At 74.4% G+C, this 20282-nt stretch carries 15 protein-coding genes; 7 read left to right on the top strand and 8 right to left on the bottom strand.

Annotation, left to right across the window (positions count from 1 at the left end):
• Positions 1-107: 107 nt before the first annotated feature.
• Entirely contained in the window at positions 108-1034 is a 927-nt protein-coding gene (locus GA0070621_RS27880; protein WP_091201323.1) for a hypothetical protein, read from the bottom strand.
• 100 nt (positions 1035-1134) lie between these two features.
• Here GA0070621_RS27880 and cofD point away from each other — a divergent pair, with 100 nt between their 5' ends.
• A complete protein-coding gene (gene cofD, locus GA0070621_RS27875; RefSeq protein ID WP_091202922.1) occupies positions 1135-2082 on the top strand; it encodes a 2-phospho-L-lactate transferase in 948 nt (315 codons plus the stop codon).
• Complete coding sequence (locus tag GA0070621_RS27870; protein ID WP_091201321.1) at positions 2079-3167, top strand: coenzyme F420-0:L-glutamate ligase; 1089 nt, start codon at positions 2079-2081, stop codon at positions 3165-3167. Before cofD ends, GA0070621_RS27870 begins: the two co-directional genes overlap by 4 nt.
• 25 nt (positions 3168-3192) lie before the next feature.
• On the opposite strand, the gene GA0070621_RS27865 is transcribed toward GA0070621_RS27870, so the two are convergent.
• The gene (locus GA0070621_RS27865) at positions 3193-4194 is read right to left on the bottom strand and encodes an ArsR/SmtB family transcription factor (RefSeq protein ID WP_091201319.1); all 1002 of its coding nucleotides are present in this window, start codon (positions 4192-4194) and stop codon (positions 3193-3195) included.
• 279 nt (positions 4195-4473) lie between these two features.
• Here GA0070621_RS27865 and GA0070621_RS27860 point away from each other — a divergent pair, with 279 nt between their 5' ends.
• Positions 4474-5058 (top strand): NUDIX hydrolase, encoded by a 585-nt coding sequence (locus tag GA0070621_RS27860; RefSeq protein WP_091201317.1) that lies wholly within the window; start codon positions 4474-4476, stop codon positions 5056-5058.
• A 34-nt stretch (positions 5059-5092) separates the two neighbouring features.
• Here GA0070621_RS27860 and GA0070621_RS27855 read toward each other — a convergent pair whose 3' ends face one another.
• Positions 5093-6184 carry a mannose-1-phosphate guanylyltransferase gene (locus GA0070621_RS27855; RefSeq protein ID WP_091202921.1) on the bottom strand — a complete coding sequence of 364 codons (1092 nt, stop codon included), beginning with the start codon at positions 6182-6184 and terminating at the stop codon, positions 5093-5095.
• A gap of 64 nt (positions 6185-6248) precedes the next feature.
• The gene (locus GA0070621_RS27850) at positions 6249-7394 is read right to left on the bottom strand and encodes a glycosyltransferase family 4 protein (protein ID WP_091201315.1); all 1146 of its coding nucleotides are present in this window, start codon (positions 7392-7394) and stop codon (positions 6249-6251) included.
• Positions 7395-7544: 150 nt separating this feature from the next.
• Here GA0070621_RS27850 and GA0070621_RS27845 point away from each other — a divergent pair, with 150 nt between their 5' ends.
• Positions 7545-8234: a TIGR03089 family protein gene (locus GA0070621_RS27845; protein ID WP_091201313.1), complete on the top strand. Its 690-nt coding sequence runs from the start codon at positions 7545-7547 to the stop codon at positions 8232-8234.
• 129 nt (positions 8235-8363) lie between these two features.
• On the opposite strand, the gene GA0070621_RS27840 is transcribed toward GA0070621_RS27845, so the two are convergent.
• Positions 8364-10352: an acetoacetate--CoA ligase gene (locus GA0070621_RS27840; protein WP_091201311.1), complete on the bottom strand. Its 1989-nt coding sequence runs from the start codon at positions 10350-10352 to the stop codon at positions 8364-8366.
• A gap of 229 nt (positions 10353-10581) precedes the next feature.
• The gene (locus GA0070621_RS27835) at positions 10582-11100 is read right to left on the bottom strand and encodes an acyl-CoA thioesterase (RefSeq protein WP_091201309.1); all 519 of its coding nucleotides are present in this window, start codon (positions 11098-11100) and stop codon (positions 10582-10584) included.
• 23 nt (positions 11101-11123) lie between these two features.
• Between GA0070621_RS27835 and GA0070621_RS27830 the strand changes: the two genes are divergently transcribed.
• Entirely contained in the window at positions 11124-11783 is a 660-nt protein-coding gene (locus tag GA0070621_RS27830) for a hypothetical protein (protein ID WP_091201308.1), read from the top strand.
• 57 nt (positions 11784-11840) lie between these two features.
• On the opposite strand, the gene GA0070621_RS27825 is transcribed toward GA0070621_RS27830, so the two are convergent.
• Positions 11841-13004: an acyl-CoA dehydrogenase family protein gene (locus tag GA0070621_RS27825; RefSeq protein WP_091201305.1), complete on the bottom strand. Its 1164-nt coding sequence runs from the start codon at positions 13002-13004 to the stop codon at positions 11841-11843.
• 248 nt (positions 13005-13252) lie between these two features.
• Here GA0070621_RS27825 and GA0070621_RS27820 point away from each other — a divergent pair, with 248 nt between their 5' ends.
• A complete protein-coding gene (locus tag GA0070621_RS27820; RefSeq protein WP_091201303.1) occupies positions 13253-14680 on the top strand; it encodes a UDP-glucose dehydrogenase family protein in 1428 nt (475 codons plus the stop codon).
• Between the two features lie 202 nt (positions 14681-14882).
• Entirely contained in the window at positions 14883-19778 is a 4896-nt protein-coding gene (locus tag GA0070621_RS27815; protein WP_091202919.1) for a zinc ribbon domain-containing protein, read from the top strand.
• 6 nt (positions 19779-19784) lie between these two features.
• On the opposite strand, the gene purE is transcribed toward GA0070621_RS27815, so the two are convergent.
• A complete protein-coding gene (gene purE / locus GA0070621_RS27810) occupies positions 19785-20276 on the bottom strand; it encodes a 5-(carboxyamino)imidazole ribonucleotide mutase (protein ID WP_091201301.1) in 492 nt (163 codons plus the stop codon).
• Positions 20277-20282: the final 6 nt, after the last annotated feature.

The following is a 20282-nucleotide window of genomic DNA, read 5'->3' as shown; positions in this document are numbered from 1 at the left end:
CCGGCAGACGCGCCGAAAGAGTGGCTCCCCGGAGGGGGAAGCCACTCTTTCCGGCAACTGTCGCGCGTCCGGCACACGGGCCGGTCCGAATCAGCCCGGCCGGGCGATCAGCGCGGGTGGTTCGGGTCGTCCCGGTCGAGGCGCTGGGTGCGGTCGCTGTCCTCCGCGGCCGGCTGGCCGGGCTCGACCGGCTGCCGCGGAATGGCCTGCGTCGGGTCGGCCGACGGGGGCTGGCCGAAGGGCGGCGCCGGGTGCGGGGCGCCGAACTGGGGCGCGGACTGCGGGGCGCTGAACGGCGGCGCCGGCTGCGGAGCACCGAACGGGGGAGCCGCCTGCGGGGCACCGAACGGGGGAGCCGCCTGCGGGGCACCGAACGGGGGCGCGGCCTGCGGGGCGTGCGGCGGGGCGGTGTTGAACGGGGGCGCGGGCTGGCCGTACTGGCCCGGGGCCGGGTATCCGCCGGGCTGGCCGGGCGCGGGGTAGCCGCCCGGCTGCTGCGGCCAGCCCGGCTGGGCCTGGCCGTAGACGCCCGGCTGCGGCTTCGGCTTGGGCACGTAGAAGAGGGCGCGCCAGATCCGGTACACGACGAACGCGGCCACCCCGAAGATCGCCACCCAGGCCAGGCGGGTCAGCAGGCCGAGGAAGGCGTCCAGCACCTCGGCCTCGGCGAGCCGGCCGACCAGCCAGATCAGGAAGGTCAGCGCGCCGAACAGCGCGGCGAAGGCGTACTCGCCGAGGGCCGCCTGGGTGATCAGCTTGGCCTTGGGCAGCGCCGGCCGTACGTGGGTGGCGAGCAGGACGGCCAGCACCGGCAGCACCGCCGACTCGACGCCGACGAACACGAAGAACGTGCTGCCCGCCCGGCCGCCGATGGTGCTGTAGGCGTCCATCGGCACCAGCAGGCGCAGCAGGCCGACGAAGAGCAGCACGGCGTTCGCGCCGAGCAGGACGAGCGCGGCCAGTTCGCGCAGTGGCTTGGTCACCTGGCTGGCCTGCGTGGCGTCGCCGGACGCGGGCTCGGCGGGGCTGGTCACGGACTCCCCCTTGGGGACGAAAGCGGACAGTTGCCGACGTGAGCCTAGTCTCCCCGGCCACCGGCCGACCGACGGCTGCGCGTGCGGAAGGATGGACACCATGCGCATCGTGGTTCTGACCGGCGGAATCGGGGGCGCCCGGTTCCTGCTCGGCGTCCGGGCCTACGCCCGGGAGGTGGGGGCCGAGGTGACCGCCGTGGTCAACGTCGGCGACGATCTGCTGCTGCACGGGCTCAAGGTGTGCCCGGACCTGGACAGCGTGCTGTACACCCTGGGCGGCGGCGCCGACCCGGAGCGGGGCTGGGGCCGGGTCGGTGAGAGCTGGACGGTCAAGTCGGAGCTGGCCGCGTACGGGGCCGAGCCGAGCTGGTTCGGTCTGGGCGACAAGGACCTCGCCACCCACCTGGTCCGGACGACGATGCTCAACGCCGGGTATCCGCTGTCCCAGGTGACCGAGGCGCTCGCCACCCGCTGGCAGCCCGGCGTACGCCTGCTGCCGGCCACCGACGACCGCCTGGAGACGCACGTGGTGGTCGATCTGGACGGCGGCCAGCGGGCGATCCACTTCCAGGAGTGGTGGGTGCGGTACCGGGCGGATCTCCCGACGCACCGGTTCGTCTTCGTCGGCGCGGAGACGGCGAAACCGGCGCCGGGCGTGCTGGCGGCGATCGGCTCGGCCGACGTGGTGCTGGTCGCGCCGAGCAACCCGGTGGTGAGCGTCGCGCCGATCCTGGCCGTGCCGGGGCTGCGTGACGCGGTCACCGACGGGCCGGCCCCCGTGGTGGGCGTGTCCCCGATCATCGGCGGCGCCCCGGTACGCGGCATGGCCGACCGCTGCCTCGCCGTGCTCGGCGTGGAGTGCAGCGCGGCCGGGGTCGGTGGCCTCTACGGTGGCCGCTCGGCCGGTGGCCTGCTCGACGGCTGGCTGGTCGCGCCGGAGGACGAGGGAACGCTGGTGCCGGAGGTGACCGTACGGTCCGCACCGTTGCGGATGACCGACGAGGCGGCGACGGCCGCGATGGTCCGGGCCGCGTTGGAGCTGATGTGAAGCTGGAGATCCTGCCGGTGCTGGGCATCGGCGACGTGACCGAGGGCGACGACCTGGCGGCGCTGATCGCCACCGCGGCGCCGTGGCTGCGCGACGGCGACGTGCTGGTGGTGACCAGCAAGATCGTGTCGAAGGCGGAGGGCCGGCTGGTCGACGTGCCCGCCGACGGGCCCGAGCGGCTGGCCGCCCGGGACGAGATGCTCGCCGCGGAGACCGCCCGGGTGGTGGCCACCCGCGGGGCGACCCGGATCGTGCAGACCCACCACGGCTTCGTAATGGCCTCCGCCGGCATCGACGCGTCGAACGTGGACAAGACCCGACTGGTGCTGCTGCCGACGGACCCGGACGGGTCCGCCGAGGCGCTCCGGGCGGCGCTGCGCGAGCACTACCACCTGGACGTCGCGGTCATCGTCAGCGACACCATGGGCCGGCCGTGGCGCAACGGGCTCACCGACGTCGCGCTCGGGGTGGCCGGGATGCCGGCGATCCGCGACCACCGGGGCGAGATCGACCCGTACGGCAACGAGCTCCAGCTCACCCAGATGGCGGTGGTGGACGAGCTGGCCGGCGCCGCCGAGCTGATCAAGGGCAAGTGCGACCAGGTGCCGGTGGCCGTCGTCCGCGGCTACCTGGGCGTCGAGCGGGCCGTCGACGGTCAGGGGGCACGGGCGCTGATCCGCGACGCCGAACTGGACCTGTTCTCGCTCGGCACCGCCGAGGCGAGGGCGGTCGGGCTGCGGGAGGCCGCCGTCCTGCCCGACGGCCCGGGACCGACGCCGGCCGACCCGGCCGCCGTCGACCGGGCGATCGCCGCGGTCGCCGAGGTGGTGGCGCCCGGCACGGTCTTCACCCACGTCACCGACGAGGCGGTACGCGCCGGCCTGATCGCCACCGTGCCCGGCTGGCCCGCGCCGGCCGGGGGGCTCGTCCTCGGGACCCCGCCGGTCCCGGTCGACCCCGCGGATCTGGTGCGTTTCGGCGCCGACCTGCAACGCCTGCGGACCGCCCTGGCCGCCGAGGGCATCTCCTCGGCACTGCTGTCGCCACCGGCCGGCAGCACGGCGAGCGCCGCCCTGGCCGTCTGACCCTTTCTCGGCACGCCGGCGGTGGTCAGGCGTCGAGGACCGCGCGGCCGAGGGGGGTGAGGGTGTGCAGCACGGTGTTGCGGTCCCGGTGGCTGACCAACAGGCCGGCATTGCGCAGCACGGTGGTGTGCTGGCTGGCCGCGGCGGCGGAGATTCGCAGCCGGCGGGCCATCTCCCCGGTGGTGCAACCGTCGTCGGCGGCTTCCAGCACGGCGGCGCGGGTACGGCCGAGCAGGGCACCGAGGGCCTCGCGGGTGCCGTCCGGGTTCCGCCCGGCGCCCGGCCCCGTCCTCGGGACGAGGCCACCGAGCCGGTCCACGGGATAGACCAGCACCGGCGGCAGCGTCGGGTCGAGCAGAGCGACCGGGGTCGGCGCGCAGAAGAACGACGGGACCAGCAGCAGGCCCCGGCCGTCCAGGTGCAGTTCCCGGCTGTCCGGGTAGTCCAGGACCTCCAGCACCCCGCCCGCGTACCGCATGCCGGGCCGGAGGCTCGCCAGCAGGCCCTCGGGCCCGCCGTCGAGCATCGCCCGTGCCCGCCGCGCCCGGTCGGCCTCCACCGCCGCCTGGATCCGAGGCCAGTACGGCGTGACGGCGAGCGAGTGGTAGCGGGCCATCGAGTCGGTGAGGTGGCGCAGCGCCTCGGGCTCGCCCCGGGCCAGCGCGGCGGCCGGGGTGGGCAGCCGGTTCTCCTCGGCGAGCCGGGTCAGGTCCCGGTGCAGCATGTCGACGGGGGTGCCCCGGACGGCCGCCAGCCCCGCCTGGAAACCCTCCCGGCTGGCGTACGGGGTGAGGAAGTCGGGGAAGTAGCCGCGCGGCGGGTTGAGGGCGAGGAGAAGGCGGAACCGCTCGGCGGCGCTGTCCTTCCGCAGGGTGCGGGCCGTGCTGCGGCGCCACTCGGTCAGCAGCGGCTCATTCCGGCGGCCCTGAAGCAGGTGCAGGCTGAGGACCAGCTCCCAGACCGGATCCGCGGTTGGGGCCACCCTGGTCCGCAGGATGTCCTCGCTCGTGAAAATGACCTTCAGCATGGTGCGCTCCTGGGGCGGACGGCAGGAACGCCCACCACCGTTGGCACTGTACCTGGCGGCACTAATCTCCATCTTTAAGCGTGGACTGAAAGGTCTCGACGGCGAGCGGGTCGGTCGGCGAGACTTCCGTTGCCTGTCGGGTCCGGTGTGCCGTACGGCCGGGCCGGGGCGAACGGGGGTTCGGGGGGACGCGGACGGCCGGGCGACACCAACGAGGGTCTGCGGCACTCGCCGTAGAGGTGCCATCCGGTCGTCCCACCCCGCTCGTAGAGTGTCGGAGTGCCCGACACCCACACCGGCCTGCCGGCGTACGCCGAGCTGCACGCCGACGCCACCGCGCTGTTGAACCGCTGGACGCCGACCAGCCCGGCCGCCGCCGTGGCCCGGGACCGAACCCTGGAGCTACTGACCGCCGGGCCGGTCGCGATGGGTCGCGGCCACCGCGCCGGGCACGTCACCGCGAGCGCGCTGGTGCTCGACGCGACCGGCCGGCGGGTGCTGCTCTGCCTGCACGGCAAGTTCCGCAAGTGGGTGCAGCTCGGCGGGCACTGCGAGCCCGGCGACCGGGCCCTGGCCGCCGCCGCGCTGCGCGAGGCCACCGAGGAGTCCGGGATCGCCGGGCTGGTCGTCGACCCGGAACCGATCGACGTGGACATCCACCCGGTCGCCTGCCAGGGCGACTCGCTGCACTACGACGTACGGTTCGCCGTACTCGCCCCGGCCGGGGCCAGCGAGCGGGTCAGCGCCGAGTCCGAGGCGCTGGGCTGGTTCCCGCCTGACCGGCTGCCCGAGCCGCTGGCTCACGCCACCGAACAGCTCGTCGCGCCGGCCCTCGCCGCCCTGGCCCGCCGCGCCGCCGGCTGAGCCGGGGCACGACGGACCGGCCGACGCGGCCCGGTCAGACCAGGCCCTCCTCGCCGCGCTCCTTGAGTTCGTCGACCAGCTTCTTGACGTCCTGGGCCCGCTCGCGGGGGCAGACCAGCAACGCGTCCGGGGTGTCCACCACGATCAGGTCGCGTACGCCGAGGGCCGCCACCAGCCGGCCCGAGTGCGGCACCACCACCAGGCCGGCGCTGTCCCGCAGCAGCACACCCGGCTTGGCGTCCGCGCCCAGCACCACGTTGCCGGCCCCGTCGGCGGGGAGCACCTCGCCGAGGGTGTGGAAGTCGCCGACATCGTTCCAGCCGAAGTCGCCCGGAACGGTCGCCACCCGGCCGGCGGTCGCCGCCCCCTCCATCACCGCGTAGTCCACCGAGATCTTCGGCAGGGTCGGCCAGACCGTGCCGAGGACGTCATCCTGCTCGGGGGTGCCCCACGCCGCCGCGATCGCGGTGATCCCCGCGTGCAGGGCCGGCTGCTGCCGGGCCAGCTCGGCCAGGAACACGTCCACCCGCCAGACGAACATGCTGGCGTTCCAGAGGTGCCGTCCGGAGCGGACGTAGCCCTCGGCCACCTCGGCGGCCGGCTTCTCCTTGAACTCGATCACCGGGCGCAGCGGGCCGTCGCCGGTCGGTTCGCCGGTCTCCAGGTAGCCGTAGCCGGTCTCCGGCCGGGTCGGGGTGATGCCCACCGTCATCAGCGAGCCTTGTTCCGCGCCGCGGATCGCCTGGCGTACGGTCTCGGCCCAGCGCGCCGGATCGCCGATCAGGTGGTCGGCCGCGAACGAGCCCATCACCGCTGCCGGGGCACGTTCCGCGATCACCGCCGCGGCCAGCGCGATCGCCGCGCACGAGTCGCGCGGCGACGGCTCGACCAGGATGTTCTCCTCCGGCAGGCCGGTCAGTTGCCGGGCCACCGCCGCGACGTGCGCGGCACCGGTGACCACCAGCGTCCGCTCGGGGGTGGTCAGCGGTGACAGTCGGTCCACCGTCGCCTGGAGCAGCGATGCCGGCGTGCCGGTCAACGGGTGGAGGAACTTGGGATGGCCGGCCCGGGACAGCGGCCACAACCGTGTGCCACTGCCACCTGCCGGAATGACGGCGTAGAACATCAGCACATCATGCCCGAACCGTCCCCCTTGGGACGGGGGGTCGGCGGTACCCGGGACGCCCCGCTCAGGACCGGGCCCGGCCCCACGCGGCGATGTGCACCTCCGCGCTGGACTCCCAGGTGAACTCCTTGGCCCGGTCGAAACCGGCCTTGGCCAGCGAGAGCCGGCGCTGCTCGTCGTCGAGCAGGGCGGCCAGGTCGGTGGCGATCTGGTCCGGGGCCTCGCTGGTGTACGCCACCGCGTCGCCGCCGACCTCGGGCAACGAGAGCCGTGGCGTGGTCAACACCGGCGCCGCGCACGCCATCGCCTCCAGGATCGGCAGGCCGAAACCCTCGCCGTACGACGGGTAGGCGGCGACCAGCGCGCCACCGAGGAAGCCGGGCAGGTCGGCGTAGCGAAGGTAACCCGGGCGGAGCAGCCGCAGGTGCGACGGGACCTCGGCCACCGCGCGGTCGATGTCGTCGTCGTGCCCCTGGCCGCCGGCAATGACCAGCGCCGGCGGGTCCTCCCGGTCGGCTACCGCCCGGGCCCAGCCGCGGATCAGATTGGGTACGTTCTTGCGCGGCTCCTTGGCCCCGAGGAAGGCGATGTAGCTGCTGCTGCCCAGCCCGAGGCGGGCGCGTACCCGGGCCTTCTCCTCCTCGCCGGGGGCGTGGAAGGCGGCCTGGTCGACCCCGTGGTAAGCCACGTCGATCCGGGTCGGGTCGGCGTCCAGGAGGCGGATCAGCTCGTCCCGGGTGGCCTTGCTCGGCACGATCACCCGGTCGGCGCGGCGCAGCGACGTCTTGATCGCGCTGCGGAAGAACGTCCGGCGCGACTTGTCGTAGTGCTCCGGCTCGGTGAAGAAGGTCGCGTCGTGCACGGTGACCGTCACCGGGCAGCCGGCCCGCAGCGGGCAGGTGTAGAAGGGTGAGTGCAGCACCTCCGCGCCCACCTGCTGGGCGAGCAGCGGCAGGCCGGTCTGCTCCCAGGCGAGCCGGGCCGGACGGTGCGCGACCGCCGCCGGGGCGGGGATCACCTCGGCCCCGGGCAGCATCCGGGTGTAGCGCTCCAGGTCGGTGCGGAGGCTCACCACGACCAGGTCCACGCCGGAGCCGCAGACCCGGCCGAGGGCGCCGAGCAGGCCATCGACGTATCTACCGACGCCGCCACGGTCGGCGGGGACACTCGTGGCGTCGATGAGCACGCGGGGCGGGCGACCGGCGGTCACGGGGCGACTCCTCAGGCTGTCGATCTGTGGGGAACAACACTGTCGGCAAGCCTACGCCGGGCCCGGGTCCCGGCGTTGACTGCGACCCGACGGTACGCCGACTTGTCGTTGTCATCGAGTACGGCACCGGGACGCGTATCGTTCGCGCCGATGGCCGACAACATTGCCCGGGTCTTCGCCGACGCGATCGCGACCGACCCCACCCGACCCCTGCTGACCTGGTACGACGACGCCACCGGCGAGCGCACCGAACTGTCCGGCGCGACGCTCGCGAACTGGGTGGCCAAGACGGCCAACATGCTGGTCGACGAGGCCGCCCTCGGCCCCGGCGACACGGCCGCCACGCTGCTGCCCCCGCACTGGCAGACCGCCGCCGTGCTGCTCGGCTGCTGGTCGGCGAAGCTGACCGTGGTCGACGTTCCAGGGGACGTGGACGTGCTCTTTGCCGCCGCCGGCGGGATCGACGCGGCGGCGGCCTGGTCGGCCGGCGAGCGTTACGCCCTCGCCCTCGACCCGTTCGCCCTGCCGATGCGCGAGGTGCCGGCCGGGTTCACCGACTTCGTCTCGACGGTGCGCGGGCACGGCGATCACTTCACCCCGTACCCCCAGGGTGGCGAGGGGGACGCGGAGCTGCTGGCCCGCGCGGAGGCCCGCGCCGCGGAGCTCTGCCTCACCCTCGGCGACCGCCTGCTGGTCGACGTGACACGCCATCCGGACCCGGTCGACTGGCTCCTCGCCCCGCTCACGGCCGGCGCCACCCTGGTCCCCTGCGCCAACCTCGACGAGTCCCGCCTCAACTCCCGCACAGCCTCCGAAAAAATCACCCACACCCTCCCCTAACCCACCCCACCCCACCCCCGCCCCCACCCCGGCGATCTTGCAGTTCGGGTCGCCGATTTGGGGCCTGGTGCCCCTTTCACGGGGACCACAACTGCAAGATCGCCGGGGCGGGGGGTGGGGACGGGGGGGTCAGGCTGGGGTGGGGTGGGTGGTGGGGGTGCGGCGTTGTTGGGCGAAGGTGGCGAAGGCGGTGAGGGATTCGGGGTTTGCCAGGGCGCCCTTGGCGGCGGCGTTGTCGACTGGGGTGCCGGTGAGGATCTTCTTGACCGGGACCTCCAGCTTCTTCGCCGAGAGGGTACGGGGCACCGCCCGCACCTGGTGGATCTCGTCGGGCACGTGCCGGGGGGACAGGGCGTTGCGCAGCTCGCGGCAGATCTTTTTCCGCAGCTCGTCGTCCAGCTCCAGCCCCTCGGCGAGGACCACGAAGAGCAGCAGCTCACCCGCGCCGCCCTGGTCGTCCTCCAGGTGCACCACAACCGAGTCGACGACCTCGTCCAGCCCCTCGACCACCGAGTAGAACTCGGCGGTGCCGAGCCGTACGCCGCCCCGGTTCAGGGTGGCGTCCGAACGGCCGGTGATCACGCAGCCGCCCCGCTCGTTGATCGTGATCCAGTCCCCGTGCCGCCACACCCCGGGATAGACCTCGAAGTACGCCTCGCGGTAGCGCGCACCGTCCGGGTCGTTCCAGAAGCCGACCGGCATGCTCGGCATCGGCTCGGTGATGACCAGCTCGCCGAGCTGCCCGATCACCGGGGTGCCGTCGGCGGAGCGGGCCTCCACCTTCGCGCCGAGCGCCCGACAGGTGATCTCCCCGGCGTGCACCGGCAGCAGCGCCACCCCGCCGACGAAGCCGGTGCAGACGTCCGTGCCGCCGGAGAGCGACTGGAGCTGGAGGTCGGCGCCGACGTTCTCGTACACCCAGGTGAAGCCCTCGGCGGGCAGCGGCGCGCCGGTCGAGCCGAGGCCGCGCAGCGCGGACAGGCCGGCGATCTCCCGCGGGACCAGGCCGGCCTTGCGGCAGGCCAGCAGGAACGGCGCGGAGGTGCCGAAGTACGTGGTGCCGGTCCGCTCCGCCAGCCGCCACAGCGCGCCCAGGTCCGGATGGCCCGGGTTGCCGTCGAAGAGCACGATCGTCGCGCCCACCGCCGGCCCGGAGACCAGGAAGTTCCACATCATCCAGCCGGTGGTGGTGAACCAGAAGAAGCGGTCCGCCGGGCCCAGGTCGTGGTGCAGGGCCAGCATCTTCAGGTGCTCCAGCAGGATGCCGCCGTGGCCGTGCACGATCGGCTTGGGCAGGCCGGTGGTGCCCGAGGAGTAGAGCACGTAGAGCGGGTGGTCGAACGGCACCGGGGTGAAGGTCAGCGGCTCGTCGGTCTCCGCCGCCAGCTCGGCCCAGGAGATCGCGCCCGGCAGCTCGCCGGCCGGATCGAGGTACGCGATGCCGACCGTGTACGCCACCGACGGCAGGGCGGCCCGGATCGCGGCCACCTCGCCCCGCCGGTCCACGGGCTTGTCGCCGTACCGGTAACCGTCGACGGCCACCAGGACCTTCGGCTCGATCTGCTGCCACCGGTCGGTGACGCTGCGGGTGCCGAACTCGGGCGCGCAGGACGAGAAGATCGCGCCGAGGCTGGCGGTGGCCAGCAGCAGCACGAACGTCTCCGGGATGTTCGGCGCGTACGCCGCCACCCGGTCGCCCGGGCCGACGCCGAGCCGGCGCAGCCCGGCCGCCACCCGGCGGACCTGCTCGCGCAGTTGCGCGGCGGCCAGCGTCTCGGGCGCGCGGGTCTGCCCGTACGCGATCACCACCGGGTCGTCGTCGGCCCGGCCGGGCATCCGCAGCACGTTCTCGGCGTAGTTGAGCGTCACCCCGGGGAACCAGCGGGCGCCGGGCATGTTCCGCTCACCCAGCGTCGCGGTCGGCGGGGTGTGCGCGACCACCTCGAAGTAGTCCCAGATCGAGCGCCAGAAGGCGTCGAGGTCGGTCACCGACCAGCGCCACAGCGCGTCGTAGTCGGCGAACTCCAGCCCCCGGTGCTCGGCCAGCCAGCGCAGGTAGTCGCCGATCCGGGACCGCTCGCGTACGTCGGCCGGCGGCGTCCACAGCACGTCACCCACTGCTCCACCCTCCTCAGGCCCGGTCACGACACTGTGCATGGGCCGTGGCGCCATCTTGCCCTACCTCGCGAGGCCATTGTCCGCACCGTTCACCGGAGACGGCGCGTGGCCGGCCCACATGTCCTCGTCGCGCGGCATGTGGACCGGCCCAAGGTACCCGCCGTGCGGCGCGGCCGGACCATCCCCGGCCGGTACGACCCGCCGGTCAGCACGGGGAGCCGGGGGACGGTCAGCCCGCGCGGTGGGCCTGGATGGCCCGGCGGCGGGCCAGCCGGTGGGCCCGACGGATCTCCGCCTCCCGGTAGCGCCGCTCGTCCTCCAGGGTCTCCGGCAGCACCGGCCGGACCGGGCGAGGCGCGCCGCCGACGTCCACGCCCACGAAGACGAGGTACGCCGTGGCGACCCGGACCGGCTCGTCCTCGGCCGAGTCCCAGCGTTCGGCGATCACCCTCACGCCCACCTCCATCGAGGTGTGCCCGGTCCAGTTGACCTGGGCGTGCGCGTGCACCAGGTCGCCCACCCGGACCGGCTCGGAGAAGACGATCTCGTCGATCGAGGCGGTGACCGCGGTGCCGCCGCTGTGCCGGGCCGCCGCCGCCCCGGCGACGTCGTCGACGAACTTCATCAGTACCCCACCGTGCACGGTCCCGTACAGATTGACATCGACAGCGGTCATGATCCGGCTCAACGTGACCCGCGAGTACGAGGTCGGCTTGCCGGCCGGCCCGGTGGAGGGATGATCTGTCATGCCGGAAACGGTACGGTGCGCGGATGCGACATCTGTGGAGCTTCCTCGCCGGGTTGGTGGTGGCGCCCGTCACCTGGGTGCTCGTCACCCTCGGTCAGGACGGGTCTGGACGCACCGTGCACCGCTGGGTGGAGATCGGTACATACAGCACACCCAACCTGATCGAGCCGGCCGTTTACCTCGGCGTCGCCGGCGTCCTGCTCGGCCTGCTCGGCACGCTGCGCTTCTCACCGCTCGGGCCGCTCGTGGCCGGGCTGCTGCTGGTCGTGCCCTACCTCGGCCTGTTCGTCGCGCCGTTCACCGTACGTGACCAGATCCCGGACGGCTGGAAGGTGCTCGGGGACCCGCTGCCACTGCGCGAGCCGCTGGAGAACGGCACGCTGTTCCTGATCGGCATGCTGCTGCTGATGGCCGTGTTCAGCGGGCAGCGGTGGCGGCGGTGGCCCGGGAAGCCGGCGGCCGAGACGGAGCTGCCCCCGGCCGACCAGCCGACCGAGCAGACCCACCCGCTCGGCGACTGGCCCCCGTCCGACCTGAACGACAGGGACACCGCCCCGCTCACGCTGGGCTATTCCGACACCACCCCCACCGAACCCCTGCCCCGCCGCGTCGGCGGCGAGTCGCCGTGGTCCGCGCCCCCGCGTACGACGGCCCGACCGGAGGGCACCGCAGAAACCCGATGACGACCGCGGGCGGGCCGGAACCCCGGCCCGCCCGCCCGATCGTCGCAGCCCGGCCGCTCAGCCCTTGAGGAGCTGGCGCGCCATCACGATCCGCTGCACCTGGTTGGTGCCCTCGTAGATCTGGGTGATCTTGGCGTCCCGCATCATCCGCTCGACCGGGTAGTCGCGGGTGTAGCCGTAACCGCCGAGCAACTGGACGGCGTCGGTGGTGATCTCCATGGCGGCGTCGGAGGCGAAGCACTTGGCGGCGGCGCCGAAGTAGGTCAGGTCCGCGTCGCCCCGCTCGGACTTCCCGGCGGCGGCGTACGTGAGCTGCCGGGCCGCCTCCAGCTTCATGCCCATGTCGGCGAGCATGAACTGGACGCCCTGGAATTCGGCCACCGGCTTGCCGAACTGCTTGCGCTCCTGGACGTACCCCTTGGCGTAGTCCAGCGCACCCTGCGCGATGCCGAGCGCCTGGGCGGCGATGGTGACCCGGGTGTGGTCCAGGGTGCGCATGGCGGTGGCGAAGCCGGTGCCCTCGGCGCCGATCATGCGGTCCGCCGGGATCCGGACGTTGTCGAAGTACACCTCGCGGGTGGGCGAGCCCTTGATGCCGAGCTTCTTCTCCGGCGCGCCGAAGCTGACCCCGGGGTCGGACTTCTCCACCACGAAGGCCGAGATGCCCTTGGAGCGGGCTGTGGGATCGGTCACAGCGAAGACGGTGTAGTACTCGGAGACGCCCGCGTTGGTGATCCACCGCTTCACGCCGTTGAGCACCCAGTGGTCGCCGTCCCGGACCGCCTTCGTGGTCATCGAGGCGGCGTCGCTGCCCGCCTCCGGCTCCGAGAGGCAGTACGAGAACATCGCCTCGCCGGTGGCGACCGGGGTCAGGTACTTCCGCTTCAACTCCGCCGAGCCGGCCAGGATCAGCGGCATGGTGCCCAGCTTGTTCACCGCCGGGATCAGCGAGGAGGCCGCGCAGGCACGGGCCACCTCCTCGATCACGATGGCCGTGGCCAGCGCGTCCGCGCCGGCGCCGCCGTACTCGACGGGGATGTGCGGGGCGTGGAAGTCGGCCGCGCGCAGCGCGTCGTACGACGCCTTGGGGAACTCGCCGGTCTCGTCCGCCTCGGCGGCGTGCGGGGCCACCTTCGCCGTACAGACCTCACGGACCGCTTCCCGGACCGCCTCGTGCTCCTCCGGCAACCGGTAAACGTCGAACGACTGTTCTGCGGCCATGTCGGCCCCTCCCCTTCAACGCTAAAATGCGCAGTCCGAGTGCCTTACCACCGCCGGCCGCGCAAGGTGAAGGATAGCGACCTGGGAACTGGTGCTCCTTACCGCCGCGTAGGCTCGTGCGTGATGGGCGTCGAAGCCGACCAGCGACCACAGAACCACAGCAAAAAGTCCCCCACCGGTGCCCGGCCAGGCGCCGCAGCCAAATGCGACGCAAGGAAGCGCCGCCAGTGCGAGCGGAGAAGACAGGCGTGACCATCCCGTACCCGAACACCCAGCCGATGCCGGCCATCGCCGCGGTGACCCCGCCCTCGGGCGCGGCCCGGCCCCGGGTGACCTTCCTCGGCACCGGCTACCTCGGCGCGACGTACGCCATCTGCTACGCCGAGCTGGGCTATGAGGTGCTCGGCTTCGACGTCGACGCGGACAAGATCGCCAAGCTGAACGCCGGCGAGGTGCCGATCCACGAACCCGGCCTGGACGAGCTGCTCCGGCGCAACCTGGCCGCCGGCCGGCTGCGGTTCAGCACCGACATCCAGGAGACCGCCGACTTCGGCGACGTGCACTTCATCTGCGTCGGCACCCCCCAGCGGGCCGACGGCATGGGCGCCGACCTGTCGTACGTCGAGGCGTCGGTGACCAGCCTCGCCCAGCACCTGACCCGCAAGGCGCTGATCGTCGGCAAGTCCACCGTCCCGGTGGGCACCGCCGAGTGGGTGGAGCAGCTGGTCGGCAAGCACACCCCGGCCGACCTGGGCGTCGAGGTGGCGTGGAGCCCGGAGTTCCTCCAGGAGGGCTTCGCCGTCGACGACGTGCTGCGCCCCAACCGGATCGTGGTCGGGGTCAAGAGCGAGTGGGCCAACGGCATGCTCTACGCCGCCCACAAGGGCGTCTTCGACCTGGCCGCCACCGAGGACCGTGAGGTGCCGCTGGTGGTCACCGACTTCGCCACCGCCGAGCTGGTCAAGGTCGCCGCGAACGCCTTCCTGGCCACCAAGATCTCCTTCATCAACGCGATGGCCGAGGTCTGCGAGGCCGCCGGCGGCGACGTCACCCAGCTCGCCCGTTCCATCGGGTACGACCCCCGGATCGGCAACCGCTTCCTCCAGGCCGGCCTCGGCTTCGGCGGCGCCTGCCTGCCCAAGGACATCCGGGCGTTCCAGGCCCGCGCCCAGGAACTCGGCGCCGGCGAGGCGCTGCGTTTCCTGCACGAGGTCGACCTGATCAACCTGCGTCGGCGTACCCGGGTGGTGCAGGTCGCCGCCGACCTGCTCGGCCGCCGGTCCGGGCCGGCCGGTCCGGACCTCTCCGGCACCCGGATCGCGGTGCTCGGCGCCACCTTCAAGCCGAACACCGACGACGTGCGGGACGCCCCGGCGCTCGCGGTCGCCGCGCTGCTCGGCAAGGCCGGCGCCGACGTGCACGTGTTCGACCCGCAGGGCATGGAGAACGCGCGCCGGGCGGTGCCCGAGCTGACGTACGAGGCGACCATGAACGACGCCGTCCGCGACGCCGACCTGGTCTGCGTCCTCACCGAGTGGGCCGAGTTCCGCAACGCCGACCCGGTCGCCCTGGGCGAACTGGTCAACGGGCGCAAGGTGGTCGACGGGCGCAACTGCCTCGACTCCACACTGTGGACGCAGGCGGGCTGGGCCTACCGCGGCATGGGCCGCCCCTGATCAACTGACCGTTCCGGCTCGGCGCGACTGGCGCCGCGCCACGCCCCGGGACCAGTCGACCGGCCGGCCGTGGATCCGCTCCACGGCCGGCCGGTTTTTTGTCGCCCCGGAACGCGCCGGCAACTGTCGAAATCCGCGCCCGGTCAAGGCATGCTGCGACAGTGGAGGTCCACAGTGTGGGCCGGCCGGACGGAGGGGTGTGGTGCAGGACTTCAGGTGCGCCTCGTGCGGGCGGGAGATCAAGCCGGCCGTCGTCTGCCCGCACTGCGGGGCCGACCAGCCACAGTGGGCGGATCACCTCACGGAGATCGAACGCTCCATCGCGGAGATGAAGGCACGCGACGCCGAGATCGCCCGCGAACAGCGGCAGATCGCCGCCAAGATGCAGGCCGCGCTCTTCCAGCGGGACATCCTCGCGCACGCCGGTGAGCAGCGGCAGAAGCAGGCCGGCCGGCCACGCCGGGTGCTCCGCCGGCAGCCGGGCCGCCGCCCGCCCACGGCCACCACGGGCGCGCCGCCGCGGGTCCCCCGGCAGGGCACCCCGCCGCCCGGCCCCGACGACCTCCCGCCCCGGGCCAGGCCGCACTGGCTCGACGTGGACGACCCGGAGCACCCGCCGGAGGCGTCCTCCCGGGAGGTGCAGAACATCCCGCTCGGGCTCGGCGCGCTGCTGCTCGGCGTCGCCGCGGTGGTCTTCGCCGCGGTCGCCACCAGCTCGATGGACGCGCTGGCCCGGCTCGCCGTCCTGCTGGTGGCGACGGTGCTGATGCTGCTCGCCCCGCCGGTGCTGGCCCGCCGGGGGCTCACCTCGACCGCCGAGACGATCGCCGCGGTGGGTCTGCTGCTGGTGCCGCTGGCCGGGTACGCGCTCTGGGCCGTGGACCGGATCGGTGGCGGCGCCTCCGGCTCGGCCTTCGCCGGGTCGATCTTCCTGGTCACCACCGTCGTCGCCTTCGGGTACGCGTTGTGGACCGGGCTGCGGGCACCGCGCTTCGCCACCGTGCTGGCCGCCCAACCGGTGCTGCCGCTGCTGGCGTACGAGCGGATCACCGGGCCGGCCGGCTGGGCGCTGGTGCTGGCCGTGGTGGCCGTCGTCGACCTGGCCCTGGCCCGCTCGGCGGTGGTCGTCGAACGGCCGGTCCGGCGGGACCTGCCCACCCCGCCGCCCGTACCCGCCCCGCCCGGGCAATCCGCCGCCGACGGCCGACCCGAGACGGATCCCGAGGAGTCCGCCGAGGTGCTCGCCGCGCCCGGAGACGCTCCGAACACCCCGCCCGCCCGTCCGGTGCCCTGGCTGCCGGAGCTGACCTGGACGCTGCACGGTGCGGCGATCGTCGTCGCCCTGGCGTACGCGGTCACCGCGCTGCTGCGCGCCGCGACGGTCCCGGCCGCCGCCGGCGGGGGCGCGGTACTGCTGCTCGCCGCGCTGGTCGGGCTGGCCGGGTGCCTGGCGCTGCGCCGGCCGCCGCTGCCCGACGTCGGCGCCGGCATCGTCACCCTCGCGGTGATCGGCGCGCTGGGCCGGGTCGCCTCGGTCGCCTTTCCCGGCCGGTCGCTGCTGCTCATCGCCGCGGTCATCGCCGTGACCGGGTTCGCCGTCCGCGGCGTACCCGAGGCGGCCCGGCGCGGTCCGCAGCTCGCCTCGGCGGTGGCCCTGACGGTCAGCGGCCTGGTGGTGGCCGGGGGCGCGCTGCGGGCCGGGCTGGCACCGGTCCGCGCGGCGCTGCCCGCCTGGTCGGCCGACCTGAGCCGGTGGCCAACCGAACTGGCCGCGGCGGTCGGGCCGAGCGGCTGGCAGCTCGCGGCGAGCGCGCTGCTGCTCACGATCGCCGCGGTGGTCGCCCTGCCCCCGGAGATCCGGCGCGAGTTCGCGGTGGTCGGAGCCGCGCTGACCGCGCTCGCCGTGCCGGCCTCCCTCGGGCTGGGCTGGGCGGCGGCCTGCTGGCCGATGCTGCTGACCGCGGTGGGGATCGGCATACTCGGGCTCACCGCGGCCACCGGACGGTCCGCCGTGGTCCACGCGGTCACCGCCGCCGGGCTGGGCCTGATCGGTGCCGGAGCCTCGCTCGCCCGGCCGGCGCTCACCGCCGCCGCGCTGACCACCCTCTGCCTGGCCGGCGCGCTGGTGTCGCTGGCACCCCGGGTCCGGATCGCCGCCGCCGCGGCCGACACGGTCTGCGGCTGGGCGGCCGGCGGCGCGGCGTTCGCCCTGCCCGGAGCGGTGGCCGCGTTCGTCGCGGCGACCGTGCCGACCGACCCGGCCCCGACGCCGGCGAGCCTGCGCGAGGTCACCGTCCCGATCCTCGCGGCGAGCTTCCTCGGCGTCTGCGTCACCCTCGGCTATGCCGCCGTCGTCCAGGTCGCGCAGCGGCACCTCAGCGGGCCGCACGCGGTCGGCACCGTGCTCGGGGCGGTGGCGGTCGCCGCGGCCGGCTTCGGGGCACCCGGCGCCACCGCCGCCGACGCCTGGGTGGGTGGGCTGCTGCTGCTCGCCGCCGCGCTGTTGGCGCTGGCCCCACGGGTCGACGCGGGCCGCCGTTCCGACCTGTCCCTCGACGGTTCGGACCTCGCGCTCGCCGCCACCACGGCGGCGCTGATCGCCACCATGGTCCGCATCGCCGCCGTGCTCGCGCCCGGGGGCCAGCTCGTGGTGGCGGCCGGGCTGGTCCTGTTGGTCGCCGTCGCCGCCCGGGCGATGCCCGAGGAGTGGCGGCGCGGGCCGGTCCTCGGCCTCGCGCTCGGCGGCACGCTGGTCGGCCTGATCGCCGCCTGGAGCGCGCTGCGCGGCGGGGTCGGCGTCCTGGCCACGCCCGGCCCGATCTGGGCCGGCGACCTGAGCGGCTGGCCGGCCGCGCCGACCGGCGGATCGGCCTGGCAGGCGCCCGTCGCGCTGGCGCTGCTGGCGTTGGCCGCCGGCATCCTGCTGCCGCCGCCCTGGCGGTACGACGTCGCCGGTGCCGCCGCCGTGCTCGCCACCATCGGCACCCCGGCCGCCTTCGACCTGCCCTGGTGGTCACCGGTGCTGGTGGGCGCGGTGGCCGCCACGATCTTCGGGATGGCGGCGGTCGCCACGGTGGACCCCCGGGCCGCGCTGTCCCGGGCCGTCGTGGCCGGGGTGATCGCCCTGCACGCCGCCGGCGCCGGGCTGGTCCGCCCGTGGACCACCGCGCTGGCGCTGGGCAGCATCGCGCTGATCGGGGTGGCGGTGGCCGCCCTGGCCCGGGCGCTCGCGCCGACGTTCGTCGAGGACGTCCGCACCGAGGGGATGCCGCCACATCTGGTGCAGGTGGGCGGCGCGGCGGCCGGCGCGGCCCTGCTCGCCCTGCCCGGGGCGGTCGCCGCGCTGGCCGCCGAGTTCGGCCGCTCACCGCAGGTGGTGCTCACCGCCGCGCTGGCCGCGTCCAGCATCGGCCTCGCCGCGATGGCGGCGGTCCGCCGGCAGGTGCCGCAGTACCTCCCGTACGCCAGCGTGGCCGTGGTGGGCGGCGCGACCCTCAGCGCGGTCGTGGCGGTGCTCACCCACCTGCCCTCCGGGGTGTACGCCGCGGCGGCGGCGCTGCTCGGCGTGCTCGCGGAACTGGTCCGGGCCGCCACCACCCCGCCGGTCGACTCGGCCCGACCGGTACGCCGCTGGTCGGTGCTGCTCGACGGGGCAATGCGCCGGCTGCCGGACGACGGCACCGAGCTGCGCTGGCGGGTCTCCCCCGCCGCCGGAGCGCTCGCGGCGGCCGTGGCGCCGACCGCGCTGGCCCTGGCCAGCCTGGCAACGCCGCTGCTGGTTGCCCTGGTCGAGCCGTTCCGGGTGCTGCCGCGGATCTGGCGGGGCGCGCCACCCGAACTGCTCACCCCGCCCGCCGAGGCCGTCGATCCGACCCACGTGCTGACCGCGCTGCTGCTCACCGCGACGGCGGCGCTCGCCGCCACCGGGTTCAGCGGGGGCCGGCGCTCCCGGGCCGTACCGGTGGTGCTACCCGGCGCGGCGGTCACCCTGCTGATCACGCCGGTGGCGCTCGGCCACGGATGGCCGGAGAGCGCGCTGGCCGGGTTGGCGGTCTTCACCCTCGCCATGCTGGGGCTGGCGCTGACCCCGCCCCCGTCGCTGGCCGAGCCGGCTCGTTCGCTGCGGGTCGCGCGGGTACTGGTGTTCGCGATCGGGCTGGCCGCCGGGGGCGCCGGGTTGGCCGGCAGCCTCGCCACCCGGGAGCTGACCCTGTTCACCCTGGGCGGCGCGGTCGGCGTGGGCGTGGTCGCCGCGCTCTTCGGCACCACCCAGCGGGCCCGCATCCTCGGCTGGCTGTTCGCCTCGCTCATGGCCGAACTGTTCGTGCTCACCCTCGGCCTGGTCGCCGGGCTCGCCGCGGTCTGGTCGGCGTTCGGGGTGCTGGCGGTCGGGGCGGCGCTCCAGGTCTTCGCCGCCACCCTCCCCCGGCTGCGTCGGCCCGAGGCGTACCGGGAGGCGGCCACCGTGGAGTGGAGCGGCTACGCCGCCGCCCTCATCGCGCTGGCCCTGGCGTACGACTCGCCCCGGCACATCGCCGCGCTGCTGGCCGCCTGGGGTGCCGTACTCGGGGTGGCGGCCGGGCGCCCGGGCCGACGGCCGGTGGAGCGGCGGATCCTGTTCTGGTCGGTGGTGGGCTGCGAGATCACCGCCTGGTGGATCCTGATGCGGGCGGCCGACGTGGCGCTGCCCGAGGCGTACACCCTGCCGTTCGCGGCGCTCGCCCTGCTGGTGGGGGTGCTGGAACTGCGGCACCGGCCGGACCAGTCGAGCTGGGTGGCGTACGGGCCGGCGCTGGTCGCCGCGTTCCTGCCGACGCTGGCGATCGTGCTGGCCACCGACACCAGCATGCTGCGGCAGGTACTGCTGCTGCTCGGCGCCGTGGCGGTGCTGATCTTCGGCTCGATGAGCCGGCAGCAGGCACCGGTGATCGTGGGCGCCACGGTCACGGCGGTGGCCGCGGTGCACGCGTTGATCAGCCTCGGACCGTGGCTGGTGCTGATCCCGGTCGGCATCATCCTGCTGGCGCTCGGCGCGAGCAACGAGCGCCGCCGCCGGGCCCAGGAGCGGTTGCAGACCGCCCTGCGCGGCATGAGATGAAACGGGTCAGGAGAGGGTGGCGCGGAGGGCGGCTTCCTTCTCGGCCACCAGGGTCTCCAGGCTCTGCTGGAAGTCGGCCATCCGCTGCCGCAGGACCGCGTCCGAGGCGGCCAGGATCCGGACGGCGAGCAGGCCGGCGTTGCGGGCGTTGCCGATCGACACGGTGGCCACCGGCACACCGGCCGGCATCTGCACGATGGAGAGCAGCGAGTCCATCCCGTCCAGGTGCTTGAGCGGCACCGGCACGCCGATCACCGGGAGTGGGGTGACCGAGGCGACCATGCCGGGCAGGTGAGCCGCCCCGCCCGCGCCGGCGATGATCACCTTGAGCCCCCGGTCGGCGGCGGACCGTCCGTACTCGATCATCTTGCCCGGGGTGCGGTGCGCCGACACCACGCCGACCTCGTACGCCACCCCGAACTCGTCGAGCGCCTCGCCGGCTGCCCGCATGGTCGGCCAGTCCGAGTCGCTGCCCATGATCAGCCCGACGGTGCTCACTCTGGC

Source organism: Micromonospora narathiwatensis, assembly GCF_900089605.1.
Taxonomy (GTDB): Bacteria; Actinomycetota; Actinomycetes; order Mycobacteriales; family Micromonosporaceae; genus Micromonospora; species Micromonospora narathiwatensis.
Note: the sequence above shows the minus strand (reverse complement) of the source record. Positions and strands in the feature narration are given on the sequence as shown.

What these genes read in the sequence shown, in the direction of transcription:
- cofD (WP_091202922.1), top strand. Translation starts at nt 1,135, where the DNA reads ATGCGCATCGTGGTTCTGACCGGCGGAATCGGGGGCGCCCGGTTCCTG.
- GA0070621_RS27845 (WP_091201313.1), top strand. Translation starts at nt 7,545, where the DNA reads ATGGCCGACAACATTGCCCGGGTCTTCGCCGACGCGATCGCGACCGAC.
- GA0070621_RS27830 (WP_091201308.1), top strand. Translation starts at nt 11,124, where the DNA reads ATGCGACATCTGTGGAGCTTCCTCGCCGGGTTGGTGGTGGCGCCCGTC.
- GA0070621_RS27865 (WP_091201319.1), bottom strand. Translation starts at nt 4,194, where the DNA reads ATGCTGAAGGTCATTTTCACGAGCGAGGACATCCTGCGGACCAGGGTG.
- GA0070621_RS27855 (WP_091202921.1), bottom strand. Translation starts at nt 6,184, where the DNA reads ATGTTCTACGCCGTCATTCCGGCAGGTGGCAGTGGCACACGGTTGTGG.
- GA0070621_RS27835 (WP_091201309.1), bottom strand. Translation starts at nt 11,100, where the DNA reads ATGACAGATCATCCCTCCACCGGGCCGGCCGGCAAGCCGACCTCGTAC.
- GA0070621_RS27825 (WP_091201305.1), bottom strand. Translation starts at nt 13,004, where the DNA reads ATGGCCGCAGAACAGTCGTTCGACGTTTACCGGTTGCCGGAGGAGCAC.